The sequence below is a fragment of the Pseudomonas sp. HN11 genome, from assembly GCF_021390155.1.
Classification (GTDB): Bacteria; Pseudomonadota; Gammaproteobacteria; order Pseudomonadales; family Pseudomonadaceae; genus Aquipseudomonas.
This window is the reverse complement of record NZ_CP089985.1, coordinates 3,145,871-3,160,396: the sequence shown is the minus strand read 5'-3', so window position 1 is coordinate 3,160,396 and position 14,526 is coordinate 3,145,871. Positions and strand designations below refer to the sequence as shown.

10 protein-coding genes and 1 pseudogene are annotated in these 14,526 nt (G+C 58.4%); 4 read left to right on the top strand and 7 right to left on the bottom strand.

The annotated features are described in order from the left end of the window. Positions 1–4: 4 nt before the first annotated feature. Genes LVW35_RS14390 through LVW35_RS14375 form a run of 4 tightly spaced genes read right to left on the bottom strand, consistent with a single transcriptional unit; the run spans position 5 to position 6,101 of the window. On the bottom strand, positions 5–1,198 hold the full coding sequence (locus LVW35_RS14390) for a hybrid sensor histidine kinase/response regulator (RefSeq protein ID WP_233890721.1): 1,194 nt from the start codon (positions 1,196–1,198) through the stop codon (positions 5–7). Then, on the bottom strand, positions 1,192–1,797 hold the full coding sequence (locus tag LVW35_RS14385; RefSeq protein ID WP_233890719.1) for a chemotaxis protein CheB: 606 nt from the start codon (positions 1,795–1,797) through the stop codon (positions 1,192–1,194). Before LVW35_RS14385 ends, LVW35_RS14390 begins: the two co-directional genes overlap by 7 nt. Continuing rightward, positions 1,794–2,624, bottom strand: coding sequence for a CheR family methyltransferase (locus LVW35_RS14380; protein ID WP_442799558.1), 831 nt, complete (start codon positions 2,622–2,624; stop codon positions 1,794–1,796). The genes LVW35_RS14385 and LVW35_RS14380 overlap by 4 nt, the downstream gene beginning before the upstream one ends. Then, on the bottom strand, positions 2,625–6,101 hold the full coding sequence (locus LVW35_RS14375; RefSeq protein WP_233890715.1) for a response regulator: 3,477 nt from the start codon (positions 6,099–6,101) through the stop codon (positions 2,625–2,627). A 223-nt stretch (positions 6,102–6,324) separates the two neighbouring features. Between LVW35_RS14375 and LVW35_RS14370 the strand changes: the two genes are divergently transcribed. From LVW35_RS14370 to LVW35_RS14360, 3 genes are all read left to right on the top strand, one after another. After that, entirely contained in the window at positions 6,325–9,840 is a 3,516-nt protein-coding gene (locus LVW35_RS14370; protein WP_233890713.1) for a hypothetical protein, read from the top strand. 138 nt (positions 9,841–9,978) lie between these two features. Further along, entirely contained in the window at positions 9,979–10,344 is a 366-nt protein-coding gene (locus tag LVW35_RS14365) for a response regulator (protein WP_233890711.1), read from the top strand. A gap of 185 nt (positions 10,345–10,529) precedes the next feature. Further along, positions 10,530–11,930 (top strand): DUF1254 domain-containing protein, encoded by a 1,401-nt coding sequence (locus LVW35_RS14360; protein ID WP_233890709.1) that lies wholly within the window; start codon positions 10,530–10,532, stop codon positions 11,928–11,930. A gap of 73 nt (positions 11,931–12,003) precedes the next feature. On the opposite strand, the gene LVW35_RS14355 is transcribed toward LVW35_RS14360, so the two are convergent. Both LVW35_RS14355 and LVW35_RS14350 read right to left on the bottom strand, forming a co-directional pair. Next, on the bottom strand, positions 12,004–12,675 hold the full coding sequence (locus LVW35_RS14355; RefSeq protein ID WP_233890707.1) for a DUF3313 domain-containing protein: 672 nt from the start codon (positions 12,673–12,675) through the stop codon (positions 12,004–12,006). Positions 12,676–12,837: 162 nt separating this feature from the next. After that, on the bottom strand, positions 12,838–13,332 hold the full coding sequence (locus LVW35_RS14350) for a hypothetical protein (RefSeq protein ID WP_233890705.1): 495 nt from the start codon (positions 13,330–13,332) through the stop codon (positions 12,838–12,840). 169 nt (positions 13,333–13,501) lie between these two features. Between LVW35_RS14350 and LVW35_RS14345 the strand changes: the two genes are divergently transcribed. Continuing rightward, a complete protein-coding gene (locus LVW35_RS14345; protein WP_233890703.1) occupies positions 13,502–14,191 on the top strand; it encodes an aspartate/glutamate racemase family protein in 690 nt (229 codons plus the stop codon). Here the strand turns inward: LVW35_RS14345 and LVW35_RS14340 are convergent. Continuing rightward, positions 14,188–14,454, bottom strand: a pseudogene (locus tag LVW35_RS14340) (GNAT family N-acetyltransferase); the annotation flags it as partial. The gene LVW35_RS14345 and the pseudogene LVW35_RS14340 sit on opposite strands and share 4 nt — an antisense overlap. Positions 14,455–14,526 lie beyond the last annotated feature (72 nt).

Here is a 14,526-nt window from a genome sequence, read left to right as displayed (position 1 = left end):
GAATTCATGCCGAGGCCTGCAACGGCAGGCACACCCTGAACAAGGCGCCCTCGCCTATCTGGCTCTCGACTTCGATGGTGCCGCCATGGGCCGCAACGATCTGCTCGGAAATGAACAACCCAAGGCCCAGACCCGCTGCCACTTGGCTGGCGGACACACGCTCGAACTGTTGGAAAATACGCTTCTGGTTTTCCTCGCTGATGCCGATCCCGTGGTCGCGCACCTCTACCCGCGCTTCGCCATGCTCGCTGTACACGCGCACCTCTACCGGGCTTTTGGCGCCGTAACGCAACGCGTTGGTCAGCAGGTTGGTCACCACCTGCTCGATACGGAACTCGTCCCAATTACCTTCAACCGGGCCATCCGCGGTCAATGTCATGGACGAGTCAGCCGCCGCCACTTGGGGTGCGAAGTTCTCCACCAGATTGCTCACCAGCTGCGTCAGGTCGAAATGCGCCGGGCGTATCGACAGTTTGCCGGTGCGGATGCGCGATACATCGAGCATGTCTTCGATCAAGCGGATCAGGCTCTGGATCTGGCGCTCATCGCGGTCGACCATGGCGTGCATCTTGTCCAAGGTGAACGCGGCGGCATTGTCCCTGGCCAAGTGCATCTTGCGCAGCTGGGTCTCCAGGATCAGGCCGTTGAGCGGCGTACGCACCTCGTGCGCGACGATCGACATGAAGTCGTCGCGCATGCGCACCGCCTGCTCCAACTCGGCCTGGGTAGCCTGCAGGCGCGTCAGCAGCAATTCCTGCTCGCGACGACTGCGCTCCAGGGCTTCGACCTGCTGCTTCATGGCCTTGCTCTGGCGGTACAGGTCGACAAACACGTTGACCTTGCTCTTGACCGCATGGATATCCAACGGCTTGTGCAGGAAATCGACAGCGCCGCTTTCATAGCCTTTGAAGGCGTAATTGAGTTCGCGGCCGGCGGCACTGACAAACACAATCGGGATGTTCTTGGTTTTTTCGGTGCCACGCATCAATTCGGCCAGCTCAAATCCGTTCATGCCGGGCATCTGCACGTCGAGAATCGCCATGGCGAACTCGTGCTCCAGCAACAGGGACAAGGCCTCGTCGGCGCTCAATGCCTTGAACACCTGACGGTCCTCGCGCTTGATCAGCGCTTCAAGGGCCAGCAGGTTTTCCGGCAGATCGTCGACGATCAGCAGTTTGGCCTGGATAGTACTTAACATGGGGAATATTCCAGCGAAGCCAGCAATGAGCCGATTTGGCTCAGCGTCAGAATGTGGTCGGGTGTGTGCAGTGCCAAGGCGGCGCGCGGCATGACGGCAACACGTGCTTCAGTCGGTTCTTGAACGACGGTGGTCCCGCCCTGTTGCTTGACGTGCGCCAGGCCTCGGGCGCCGTCCTGGTTGGCACCGGTCAACAAGATAGCGAGCAAGCCTTTACCATAGGCATCGGCGGCGGACTCAAACAGGAAATCGATGGCTGGCCGCGAGTGATGCACACGGTCCTCCTGGCTCAATGACAGGCTGCGGTCATGCTCCACCGACAAGTGATACCCCGGCCCCGCGAAATACAGGGTGCCGGCTTTGAGCACTTCCTTGTCACGGGCCTCCACTACCGGCATGGCAACCCGACGGTCGAACACCTCGGCCAGTTGGCTGCGGCGCTCATCAGGCAGGTGCAACACGGTGATGATCGGCAAGCCGAAATCAGCGGGCAGCTCGGCGAATATCGTCAACAGCGCCTCTACACCACCGGCGGATGCACCGATGACGATAGCCTCTATGCCCCGGACCGATGCCGGGCTGGCAGCCGCTTGATTCATAGTTTTCGGTAGATCCGTTCCTGTTTGACCAAGGGTTCGAACTGCTTGCCGTACGCGGAGAAATCCAGGGTCTCCTTACTGCCCAGCACCAAAAAGCCGCGATGACACAGCGACTCATGGAACAATCCAAACGCTCGATCCTGTAACTTTTTATTGAAATAAATCAGTACGTTACGACACGAAATTAACTGAGTTTCTGAGAATACACTATCGGTCGCCAGGCTGTGGTCGGCAAAGGTGACATTCTCGCGCAGCGTTTTGTCGAAGATCGCGTAATCGTAAGCCGCGGTGTAGTAGTCGGCAAATGAACGTTGCCCGCCGGCCTGCTGATAGTTCGCGGTGTAGGCCCGCACATTTTCCAATGAAAAGATGCCCTGCTTGGCTTTATCCAGTGACGCGGGGTTGATGTCGGTGGCGTAGATGATCGTACGCTCCAGCAGACCCTCCTCGCGCAGCAGGATGGCCATGGAATAAACCTCCTCACCCGTGCTGCAGCCGGCGATCCAGATCTTGATCGACGGATAAGTCTTGAGCAGTGGCACCACTTCCTGACGGATAGCCAGGAAGTGCGAGGGGTCGCGAAACATCTCGCTCACCGGAATCGTCAGGAACTGCAGCAACTGCATGAACGCCGCCGGGTCGTGCAGCACGCGCTCCTGCAAGGCGGAGATGGTCGCGCAATCGAACTGTCTCAGGGCGTGGGCCACGCGGCGCTTGACCGACGCGCCGGAATAATCGCGGAAGTCATAGCTGTACTTGAGGTAAATCGCCTCGATCAACAGGCGCAGCTCGATGTCACTGCTTTTGTCCAAAAAACTTCGCTCCACTTAAATGCGTTCCATCTTCGGTAGCCATACGCGAATCAGTGAGAACAGACGATCCAGATCGATCGGCTTGGCCAGGTAATCGTTGGAGCCGGCCGCGAGGCAGCGCTCCTGATCGTCCTTCATGGCCTTCGCCGTCACCGCAATGATCGGCAGTTTTTTCCAGCGCGGGTCCTGGCGGATCAAGGCGGTGGCCTCGTAACCGTCCATTTCCGGCATCATCACGTCCATCAGCACCAGGTCGACATCCTCGACTTCATTGAGTTTGTCGATCGCTTCGCGGCCATTACGCCCGATCACCACCACCGCGCCTTTGTGCTCCAGGGCACTGGTCAGGGCGAAGATGTTGCGCACATCGTCATCCACCAGCAGGATCTTGCGCCCCTCGAAGACCTTATCGCGGCTGCGGGCGGTCTTGAGCATCTTCTGGCGGTCATGGGACAACTGGGATTCTACTTTGTGCAGAAAGAGTGTGACTTCATCGAGCAGGCGCTCCGGCGAGCGCGCGCCTTTGATGATGATCGAGCGCGAATATTTGCGCAGCTCATTCTCTTCATCACGCGTCAGGTTACGCCCGGTGTAGACGATCACCGGCGGGAACGAGCAGATATCCTCGGTGGCCATGCGCTTGAGCAACTCGTTACCGAGCATGTCCGGCAGCTTGAGGTCGATGATCATGCAGTCGTAGATATTAGTGCGCAGCAGCTCCAGGGCAGCCTGGGCGTAACCGACGTCGGTGATTTCGATGTCATCGTCGCCGATCAGGCGGGCAATGCTGTCGCGCTGCAGATCATCGTCTTCCACCAGCAGCACGCGCTTGACCTTTTGGGTCAGCTTGGCCTCAAGGCGCGCAAACACGTCCTTGAGCTCTTCGCGGGTAGTCGGCTTGACCGCGTAACCGATGGCCCCCATGTGCATGGCGGCTTCGACACGGTCCTCCACGGAAATTACATGCACCGGGATATGACGGGTGTTGGCGTGTTCTTTGAGGCGTTGCAGCACAGTCAGCCCGGAATGGTCCGGCAGACGCATGTCCAGCAGGATCGCATCGGGAATGTATTCCTCAGCCAGGCTGTAGCCTTCGTCCGCGCCGTGAGCCACCAGGCAGTTGTAACCCAGCTCGTGGGCCAGGTCGAACAGGATACGGGCGAAGTTCGGCTCGTCTTCCACCACCAGGATGCAGCGCGTGGTGAACGGTGCCTTGTCGCGGTCGTCGGCGAAGCGTGGGATCAGCTTGGCGTCGGCCACCGGCATCGGTGAAACCCGGACCGGTGCCGGTGCGGGCGCCACCACCACTTGGCGGGGTTGTTCAATCGGCGCGGCGTCTTCCTCGCGCTCCACGTACTGTTCCGGCAACACCAGGGTGAAGATACTGCCCTTGCCTGGCTCGCTGGTCACACTGATGTAGCCACCCAGCAACGTCGCCAGGTCGCGGGAAATCGACAGGCCAAGGCCAGTGCCGCCGTAACGGCGGTTGGTGGTGCCGTCGGCCTGGCGGAAGGCTTCAAAAATGCTTTCCTGTTGGTCCGGCGCAATGCCGATGCCCGAATCGCGCACGGTAAAGGCAATGCCCTCCCCCGGCGCGCGGGACACCGACAGGCTCACCTCGCCCTGTTCGGTGAACTTGACTGCGTTGGACAGCAGGTTCTTGAGAATCTGCTCCAGACGCTGGCGATCGGTGAACAGCATGCCCGGCGCACCTACCTGCACCTCCACCTGGAAACCCAGCTTGCGATCGGCCGCCAGCGGTTCGAACATGCCGCGCAGGCCATCGACCAGGCGTGCAACGCTGAAGTTCTCCGGTCGCATTTCCAGCTTGCCGGCCTCCACCTTGGAGATATCCAGAATGTCGTTGATCAGGTTAAGCAGGTCATTGCCGGCGGAATAAATCGATTCGGCAAATTTGACCTGTTCGGTGCTGAGGTTTTCCTGGGGGTTCTCCGCCAGCAACTTGGCCAGGATCAGCGAGCTGTTCAGCGGCGTGCGCAGCTCATGGGACATGTTGGCAAGGAACTCGGACTTGTACTTGCTGGAGCGCTGCAATTCCTCGGCGCGCTCTTCCAGTTCAAGTTGGGCATGGTTGAGTTCGACGTTCTTGCGGTCCATGGCGTCGCGTTGCTCGGCCAGTTGCTCGTTGGTCTGCTCCAGTTCGGCCTGCTGGGTTTCCAGGTGGGCCTGGGACTCCTTGAGAATGCGCGACTGTTCTTCCAGCTCTTCGTTGGCAGTCTTGAGTTCTTCCTGCTGCACTTGCAGCTCTTCGTTGAGCTGTTGGGTCTCGGCCAGCACTTCCTGCAGACGCTGGCGATAACGGGCGGCCTCGATAGAGGTGCCGATATTGCCGGCGATCAGTTCCAGCAGTTCCACGTCGCGCTCTTCCAGCGCGCGCAAAAAGCCCAGTTCGATAACGCCGTTGACGCGATCATCATCGCTGGTGGGCATGACCAACACGCTGCGGGTCAGGCCTTCACCAAGGCCGGAACTGACTTTGAAGTAGTCCACCGGTACGTCGTCCAGGCGAATCAGGCGATCGAGCTGGGCAGCTTGCCCAACGATACCTTCGTCGCTGTAGATCGACTGTTCCTGTTGTTCCTGCTCGCGGGAGAAGCCATAGGTGGCCACGCGTTTAAGTCCACCGTGTTCTTCACGCACGTACAGCGCCGCCACGGCCGACCCCATGTACTGGGCAAAAAATTGCAGGATATTGCGGCCCAGCATGTTCAGGGTCAGCTGGCCGAGCACCTGTTCAGCCAGTTCGGTCTGGCCATTGCGCAACCAGGCCTGTCGTTCGAGACGTCGCGCGATCTTCTGTTGTGACGCGAGGTTTTCGCTGTAACTCACTGATAGAGAAAGTAAGTTTCTACGGCCTATATACGCCAGAAAACCACTCAAGCCGAGCACGAACGCCAAGTACAGGGTGACACTTATCACCGTGGTGCGGGTGACCTCTTCATTGCGGGTGATGCGGAACTGCTGCTCCATCGCCACCGCGTCGTCGTATTCCTTGCGAATCTCGTCGGTGAGGCGCTTGCCACGACCAGCCTTGACCGCACCGCGATAGTCGCCGGCGGTGCGTTGCATATCAATCATCGACTGAGCGTATTTATTCCACTCGGCCTGCAGGGCTTCCAGACGCTTGAGGCGATCGACCTGTTGCGGGTTGTCCGCCACCAGACCCTGCAGGTTACGCAGGTCCGCAATGATGCGTGGCTTGGCCACTTCGTATGGGTCGAGGAAATGCTCGTCACCCGTGATCAGAAACCCGCGCATGCCGGTTTCCAGGTCAACCGTCAACTTGGAGGACTCATTGAGGTTATTGATCACCCGGTCGGTGTGTTCGACCCACTGGATCACCGACAACAGGTAGGTGATCAGGCAGACGAAAAACACCGCGCTGAGCACGCCCACACCCAGGGGCAATGCCACGTTTCGGCTCAGTAGGTTACGAAAGCTCTTTTCATCGACGGACGACGCAGGAGTCATGGGCATGCCTTGGCCAAAGGTGGAAAAACCGGGAGTTTGCCCCAAAGACCGTGCCGAGGCCATGTTTTAGCCTGCTTTTCACTGCGATTGACTCAATTTATTACACCGCTTTGACGCGCTTCAGGAACCCAGGTGGTGCGCCAAGTCACCCAATCAACGCGTCTTGGAACAGGGAGTCCGCGTAGATAAAGACGCAAACACTTTCTACGAGTAGGTGCCTGCCATGTCGAACACTGTCGCGTTGAACACGCGTATTCCCGCTTCCCCTACCTTTTCAGTTGTTGAGTCAACACAAACGCCAGAGAACACTCCTACCTCGACGTCTGAAGTCACCGACTCACCGCTCAGGACGAAATTGGGCCACAAACAGGATCTGAAAACGCTTGGCCAAAAGCTCAATCAGATCGCCACTCAACTCGGTAAGAGCGCTACCCCGACGCAAGTGGCCAGCGCGCTCACCGCCACACTGATGGACCTGCACCCGGATTCATCACATGAGACCACGGCCGGTGGGGGCATCTCGATCGCTGCGTTCATTCAAGGCATGGGATTGCCACCGCCGACTGACCACTTCTCCCTGACCGGGTTGGCCAAATCAGTGAACGACCGGTCGATGGAGCATCCTCTGGGGAATCTGGGCGGTGCCTTGTCCTGGCCCGTGCCATTGAATGCCGATGAACAGGAGCGTCTGCGCAATTTTGCGACGACGTCCAGTGAACCGCCTCTGGATGTCCCGCGCAACGGTGGTCTCTGGGCATTGTTAGAACGCCACCGCCCTGCATCCGCACACCGCTCCGACAGCCCCGCCAGCCTCCTGGATGCCCTGCTCGGCAGCCCACAGGCACAGTCCATAGGCCAAACCTTGCAGGAAAAAATGCAAGGCGTTGCCTCCACCAGCAGCGATACCGACTACTTGCTTGCCGCCCTGGCATTGCAACTGGACCCGGAATCCATCACGTCACCTCATCGCAATCGTGTTGCGGGGTTTGGCCTGGCAAACCCGCAGCACTTTGGCAAGCCCGCCTCGGCGGTGGTTGAGCGCCTGCGCCAACACTTGATCAGCCAGGGTAAGGTCAGCCCAGCGATGGCCGCAGCGGGCACACATCTTTTATTGGCCGGCAAGGCCCCGATGTTCCTGATTAAAGACATCCCTGACAACGTCACCTACGGCAGCCCGGCATGGCTGCATTTGGCGGTCGCGGCGGCGACCATTGAGGCCCAGACCCCGGGAAAGCTTGCCAACATGACCTTTGCCCAAGTCATGTTTGAAGCTAAGTCAGCCGGGTTGGCCGATTTGACGGTCACCGAAAACGCGCAGAAGGTCGCCCTGGTGGACTGGGGAGTAGCCAACGGGGTCATTCCCCCAAAAGATTTTTCCCTTTACACCTCCGAAGACCTGGCGACGTTGATCGACACGTTCAACCAACGAAATACGTCAATGATGGCGGCCTCGCAGGCTATGGACAAGGAGCTTCCTTCGCGCAGGGAAATGGCCCTGGCCGTTTTGAAAGAACGCTTCCCTGATAAAGAGGAACTGTTTGAGCAAAAGGTGATTTCAGTCATGACCTCGCACGTCACCCATGCCGAAGGCGGCAAAGGTGTGGGCTATGGTTATTTGCTCACCGGGCAGCACTCTATGCTCGACATCGCCATGATGGACTTGAAGCATCCCAACCTGGTTTTCCGGAGCAAAGACAGCCGCATCCCCGTAGAAGCGCTGAATGCCAACAATCAGTTCGGTGTTGCCGATGCGTTCAACAAGCAGTTTGCCGAAAGTATCCAAGACAAAAAAAACGCGGTCAGCACCACGATCAAGCACCTGATCAGCCAGTTGCCAGTGGAGGACCGCAATAACTTCGAGTACGGCGCGGTCAGCTTTTACCAGACCTCGTCCCGCACGTTGAGCACAGGGTTTACGGGGAGTACCCAGCACCCTCCTGAACAACCCCTGTTGGTCAGCATCAACCGCAACGGCATCACCACGGCGTATAAAATCGACTTCAGCAACGGCGTGATTGCGCAAATTCCCAACGTGCTAACGAAAGTTGGCGAAAATCGAGATGGCAGGATTGTGCGTGAAACCAAAGCGTTCAAGGCCTCTGACAGTGAGGCCTTCAAAGAACGTACAGAAGCGCAGCCTGAAGGGCTGATACCGAACACGTTCAGCTCGCCACGCACCCAGGCCATTGCCGATACCTTTGTGCAACATCTGGACCTCGACAACCCCCAGATAAAGACCCAAGCAAGCGGTATCACGACCGAAGACAGGCGTCAGGGACTGGCCACAAGCGCGGGTGAGTTTCTGTTGGACCTTATTCCTTTTCGTTCGGCCATCGTCAACTTTCAAAAGGGTCAATATGGCGAGGGGGCTTTCGACCTCGCGTTGGACGTCTTTGGTTTTCTCACCGCCGGTGCAGGCACTCTCGGAAAAGTCGCAAAGGCTGCCGGCTCTGCGGCTTCGGCGGTGAGCAAGGCTTTCAAGGTCGCGAAAGTGATCGGCGTCGCGGCAATAAGTGAACTCAGCCCACTCAATGGCCTGGGCGACCTGGCAATCGGTACGACTCGGTTGACCGGCAATGGCCTGAAATTTCTTGGCGCTCACGCGCTGCAAGGTGTCAACAAGTTGCGTGGCGCAAACGGCAGTTATGACCTGTTGAAAGCTGCCAATAAGGAGCATGGCCCCACCCTGATCGGTCGCTACAAGGTGGGGGAGCGAGAGATTGAAGGTGCTGCGGTGCTCAAGAATGATCGTTGGTATAAATACGATCATGTCACCAACACACCCTTTGGCCTGCCCATCGACGATTTCGTGCCGAAGGGAGCACCGTTGTTTCGTGCTCTCACTGCAGGCCCAACCGAACCTGAATTTTTGAAGCTTTTCCGAAACCTGACGCACGCACGCTCTCCGGCGAATCTTCCCGCCTTCAATCGCGGTTACCTGTCCGGGCAGCTTGAATCACTGCCCGATTATCAATCCGGCATGGGCAGCACCAAGCTCAGGCAGCTGGCTGAAGTGCCTAATCGGCCCCCGGAAGAACTCGGCATTCTGGCCAGGGAATTAAAGCGCGCTTACATCAGCGACGCCGACTACACGGTCGCGTTGCTTCGCCATGACGCGGTGGGACCGGGTGTATCAGTGGTCCCCAGTTCGCAAATGTCCTACAACGCACACGTAGATTTACCCTCTGTAGGCGAGTGTGCAGGTATGTCGTACGCCATGGCGCTCGCGCTGAGTCTCGGTACCGAAGATCAGTTTTTGAAAAACATGCTCAAGGCGGCCAACGACTCCAAGACCCCGGCTGCTGCAAAGTTCGTCACCGACTTGCGGGACCTACAAGACAATGTCAAAGAATTCGACGCTTTCCATTACGGCAAACCGGCCACGTTGGTGGGCTACGACGAGATCATCGACAAAATGCTCAGGTCTCCAAAGTCGACGACCATCAGGATCGGCACCCATGATCACGCAATGCTGGCCGGCACCCGCGTCACGAACGGTAAACCCGAGTGGTTCTTTTACGACCCCAACATGGGCTTGGTGAAGTTCACGAACCTCAAGTCAATGGAAGCCGCCATGGAAAGCCTATTGAACAGCGGTCCGACCGCAGCGTTGCGTAACACAGACAGGACGCTCACAGGCCATCGCGCCTACACGATCAGTGTATTTGATCCCAATGACGTCAATCGCCCAGGCATCGACCCTGACGCTGTGAAAAAGCTATCAAGCGTCGCAGTATAAGAAGCACCGGGACATTTATATCGCCTGAGGTCACAATACCGGCAACTTTTTGGAACTTGCCGGTATCACCTGGACTCACTGGTTGAGTTGCAGTCACCGCCAACAACTTCCGCACCTCTATTTTCAGGAATGTTCACTATGTCCTCTCCCGCCTCCATCATCCTTGTAGTCGAAGATGACGCCATCGTGCGCATGCTGATCGTCGACGTACTCGAAGAATTGGAGTTCCAGGTGCTTGAGGCTGCAGACGCCGAACAAGCGCTGCAGCAGGTGCAGGACACGGAACAGGTGATCGACCTGATGATGACCGATGTCGGCCTGCCGGACATGGACGGCAAGCAACTGGCGACCAAGGTGCGCGAACTTCGTCCTGCGCTCCCCATCCTGTTTGCTAGCGGCTACGCCGAGAATATCGACGTTCCTGCCGGCATGCAGGTGATTGCCAAGCCGTTCTCGATCGATCAATTACGCGATAAAGTCAAATCGATGCTTCCCCTCGCCTGACCCTTCTTTCGCCCTTCGCCGTTCAGTCAGGACGGTGATTCGCGCCGATTTGCACACGTCTGAAACAACCCAAGCCTTTCAACTCATTGTTCGCAGGGATTAACGTGACGTTCGGCAAATAAACCGGTTAACTCGACGGTTTCATCCCACGCCTTTAAAAAAGATCTCTGGAAGGATGCAACAACATGATTGGAAAACCGACGCGCCTGCTGTTGGCGAGCCTCTCGATACTCATGAGCACCGGCGCCTGGGCCGATTTTACGGCGACTCCGAGCGAAGCCAGGGCGATTGCAAAGGAAGCCTACCTGTACGGCTTTCCCGTGGTGCAGATGTACAAGACGCTCTACACCCAAGCCATTGACAAGGGCGGGGCAAACTTCAGGGCGCCGATCAACCATATCGGCAATGCCGCCCAAGTGTTCACCCCCAAGGACACCGCCTTCATCACGCCGAACTCAGACACACCGTATTCCTTCGTGTGGATGGACCTGCGCAGCGAGCCGCTGATTCTGACCTTGCCCAAGATCGAAGACGACCGTTACTACTCGGTGCAGTTGATCGACCTGTACACACAGAACTTCGCCTACCTGGGCACCCGCAGCACCGGCAACAACGGCGGTCACTACATGATCGCGGGACCGGACTGGAAAGGTCAGCAGCCGGTGAATGTGGATCGCGTGGTCTACAGCGAAAGCAATATTGCCTATGCCCTGTACCGCACGCAGCTGTTCGATGAAAAAGACTTGAGCAAGGTCAAACAGATCCAGAGCGGCTATAAAGTTCAGTCGCTGAGCAGCTATGTGAAGCAAGCCGCACCCACCAAGGCGCCGAAAATTGAATGGCCCAAGCCTATGGCGACCATGACCGAAGGGCCGCAGCTGTTTCGTTACCTGAACTTCATGCTGGCCTTCGCCGCACCCCAGGACAGCGAAAAAGACCTGCTGGCGCGCTTTGCCAAGATCGGTATCGCCCCAGGCGCGCCGTTCAAGGTCAAGGACTTGACCGCCGAACAACGCAAGGCCCTGGAAGACGGCATCTCTGACGCCCGCGCTGAATTTGCGGCGTTCAAGAAGGATAAGGTCGACTCCCACCAAGTCACCAGCGGCGACTTGTTCGGCAGCCGCGACCACCTGAAAAACAATTACCTGTACCGCTACGCCGGTGCCGACATGGGTATTTTCGGCAATTCCACCGATGAAGCCGCCTACCTGAGCTACTTCGTCGACAGTGAAGGCAAGCCAGCCAACGGCGCGCGCCACAGCTACACCGTGCACTTCGCCAAGGACCAACTGCCGCCCGCCGATGCGTTCTGGTCGCTGACCATGTACGACGCCAAGACCAAACTTCTGGTGCCTAACCACAAGAAACGCTACCTGATCAACTCACGGATGCTTTCCAGCCTCAAGCGCGACGCCGATGGCGGCTTGACCTTGGCCCTGCAGCACCACGAGCCACCGAAAGCCGAACAGAGCAACTGGTTGCCGGCCCCGCCGGGCCCATTCTATGCCGTACTGCGCATTTACCTGCCCAAGCCTGAGGTCGGTAATGGCCAATGGAAACTGCCACCGTTGACCCCGCTCAAGTAAGACCACGTGCCCGGCCAAGACCCGCACGATCTAGGTCCTGGCCCGGTACCGATGCCCTCTCCAGCGCAGGGCGTTACTCGCGTTTGAGCTTGACGTACGACTGGTGCAGGTCCGATGCCCAGCCATCGATCACAGCCTTCACATCATCGGCCTTCATCACCTGGGAGTCATTGGACAGTGGCTTGCCGGTGCCTTTGCGGACCACTTGGGCAAGCACCTTGCCACTGGCGCCATCAAGGAACTGCGCCTCGGTGCCCAGGGTGGTTTCCTGATCACGGATGCCGGTGCCGGTGCTGACTGCGGCCATAACGAAAGCTACCGGAATGTATTCATAAGGCTTGAGGGATTCGGTCTTGCTGCTCACGGCCGTTATCGCTGCGCGCACCACGATCACACCAGGGCCAGGCGCACTGACCAGGGGCACGGTTTTTTCCAACTCACGCTTGAGGGCCTGATTGTAGTAGGCATTGATGCCGTTGAGGGTGCTGTCGGGGATTTTCGCGGTGGCTTGGGGTTTGGGGTAGAACTGGGTAGGTTCGACGTACACCGCGTGATAGCGACTGAGGTCCAGCTTGGGATCAACCCAGCGCATCACCTCGGCACCCGAGGGCGATTTGGCTTCCTTGAGCTGGCTGTAGTCCGAGAGAAACCCGGAATACTCGTCCGGTTGCGTGACCTTGCTGGCACAGCCTGCCATTGCGACTGACGCAACGCATAGCGTGCTGATCATTAGCCTTAGTTTCATCATTGAACTCCCTGGCAATCATCATCAGAACAGTGAGCTGTAGGTATAGCCAATCCTGGGGAATTAACCTCATTTACGCTGCCTGTTTGACAGACAACGGACGTTGACGGGGGCGGCTTCGCCACCCGGCGCGGGGCAAGCCCGCTCACTACAACCGACAGGTCAGGCGCGTTCGCGCGGAATCAGGCTCTGCAATTGCGAGGCGAGGAAGTTAGCGTCGAAACCAAAGGTATCCGGGTCTTTCAGCCCATTGGTCTTCTTCCACAGCCAATCGTTTTTATCCGCCGGTAGCACCAGCGAAACGCTGCCGTGCCGCGCGGCGGTCAACCCCATGACAGACACAGAGATAAACCCGCCCACCCCCATCACCTCCGGCACGAAATCCACCGCTTTGCCGGTGATCTGCACAGTGAGTTTATCGGTCTTGAATGTCGATGTTTCCACCGGCATGCCGGGGCCGCTGGCGATATGGGCCTCGCGATACACCTCCAGCAACCCCACGCGCTTCACCGGTTCGAGCCACTGCTCAATCTGGCCGAACACCTCATCGAGTTTTTGCGCCCAACGCGCCGACTGCACATCGAATTGCTGTTTTTTATGCGCTTCGCTGTCGGCGTAATGACGAAGCATCTCGCCCAGTTGCTGTACATCGTCCATTGCCAATCCCCTTGGGTGAGCCAGGTTGCGTACCACGAGCATGGCAGATGCAGCCCCTCGGCGTACGACTTAAAACTAAAACTGCACCGGTCATTTCGCGGCCAACTGCGTATGACTAATCCACGGGCGATGGGTAAGGTAAAGCGACTTTCCCTGTCAGGAGCATCGCATGCGCACCATCGGCCTTATCGGCGGCATGAGCTGGGAGTCCAGCGCCGAGTACTACCGCATCATCAACCAGACCGTGCGCGACCAGCTCGGCCCGCTGCGCTCAGCGAAACTGTTGATGTACAGCGTGGACTTCGGGCCGGTGGAACAGGCTCAACACGCCGGTCGCTGGGATGACACCGCGCTGATCCTGGAAGATGCCGCGCGCCGCCTGCAGGCTGGTGGCGCCGAGTGTGTAGTGCTGTGTACCAACACCATGCATTTGGTGGCACCGCGTATTGAAGCGGCGGTTTCGATTCCCTTCCTGCACATCGCCGATGCGGCGGGTGCGGCGGCTTTGGAAGCCGGCACGCTCACGGTCGGACTGCTCGGCACCGCGTTCACCATGGAACAGGACTTCCTCAAATCGCGCCTGGCGGCCCAGGGCTTGACCGTGCTGGTGCCCGAGGCGGATGAGCGCCAGGCCGTGCACCGGATCATCTATGAGGAATTGTGTGTCGGCGTGATCAGCGATGCATCACGCACGGTTTACCAAGGTGTGATCGAATCGCTGGCCGCACGCGGCGCCCAGGCAATCATCCTGGGGTGCACGGAAATCAGTCTGCTGATCAAACCCGAGCACAGCGACCTGCCGCTGCTGGACACCACCGAGCTGCACGCGCAGGCTGCGGTGGCGTTTGCCCTGGACTAAGCCGACTGGCGCAGGCGTGCCATGCTCACGGTGTCGACGAACTGGCCGTCACGCAGGGCGTAATCGCGCAACACGCCTTCGACCTCAAAGCCGAACTTGCGGTACAGCCGCTGTGCCGCTTCGTTATCGGCGTACACCGTGAGTTCCACCCGACGCAGGTTCATCCAGTTGTCGGCCACATCCAGCGCAGCTGTCAACAAACGCGAGCCAACCCCTTTGCCCTGCCACGCCGTCGCCACGCCCATGCCGAAGGAACCGACATGGGGTTCAGGTGTGTGCATTGTGTTTCATCCTTTGAAAAACAAGTGGCCGGCCAGTGTAGAGGCGATGTGAGC

Excerpts from the sequence above, each read along its gene's own strand:
- LVW35_RS14350 (WP_233890705.1), bottom strand. The coding sequence starts at position 13,332 with ATGGACGATGTACAGCAACTGGGCGAGATGCTTCGTCATTACGCCGAC.
- LVW35_RS14355 (WP_233890707.1), bottom strand. The coding sequence starts at position 12,675 with ATGAAACTAAGGCTAATGATCAGCACGCTATGCGTTGCGTCAGTCGCA.
- LVW35_RS14390 (WP_233890721.1), bottom strand. The coding sequence starts at position 1,198 with ATGTTAAGTACTATCCAGGCCAAACTGCTGATCGTCGACGATCTGCCG.
- LVW35_RS14345 (WP_233890703.1), top strand. The coding sequence starts at position 13,502 with ATGCGCACCATCGGCCTTATCGGCGGCATGAGCTGGGAGTCCAGCGCC.
- LVW35_RS14385 (WP_233890719.1), bottom strand. The coding sequence starts at position 1,797 with ATGAATCAAGCGGCTGCCAGCCCGGCATCGGTCCGGGGCATAGAGGCT.
- LVW35_RS14365 (WP_233890711.1), top strand. The coding sequence starts at position 9,979 with ATGTCCTCTCCCGCCTCCATCATCCTTGTAGTCGAAGATGACGCCATC.
- LVW35_RS14375 (WP_233890715.1), bottom strand. The coding sequence starts at position 6,101 with ATGACTCCTGCGTCGTCCGTCGATGAAAAGAGCTTTCGTAACCTACTG.
- LVW35_RS14370 (WP_233890713.1), top strand. The coding sequence starts at position 6,325 with ATGTCGAACACTGTCGCGTTGAACACGCGTATTCCCGCTTCCCCTACC.
- LVW35_RS14360 (WP_233890709.1), top strand. The coding sequence starts at position 10,530 with ATGATTGGAAAACCGACGCGCCTGCTGTTGGCGAGCCTCTCGATACTC.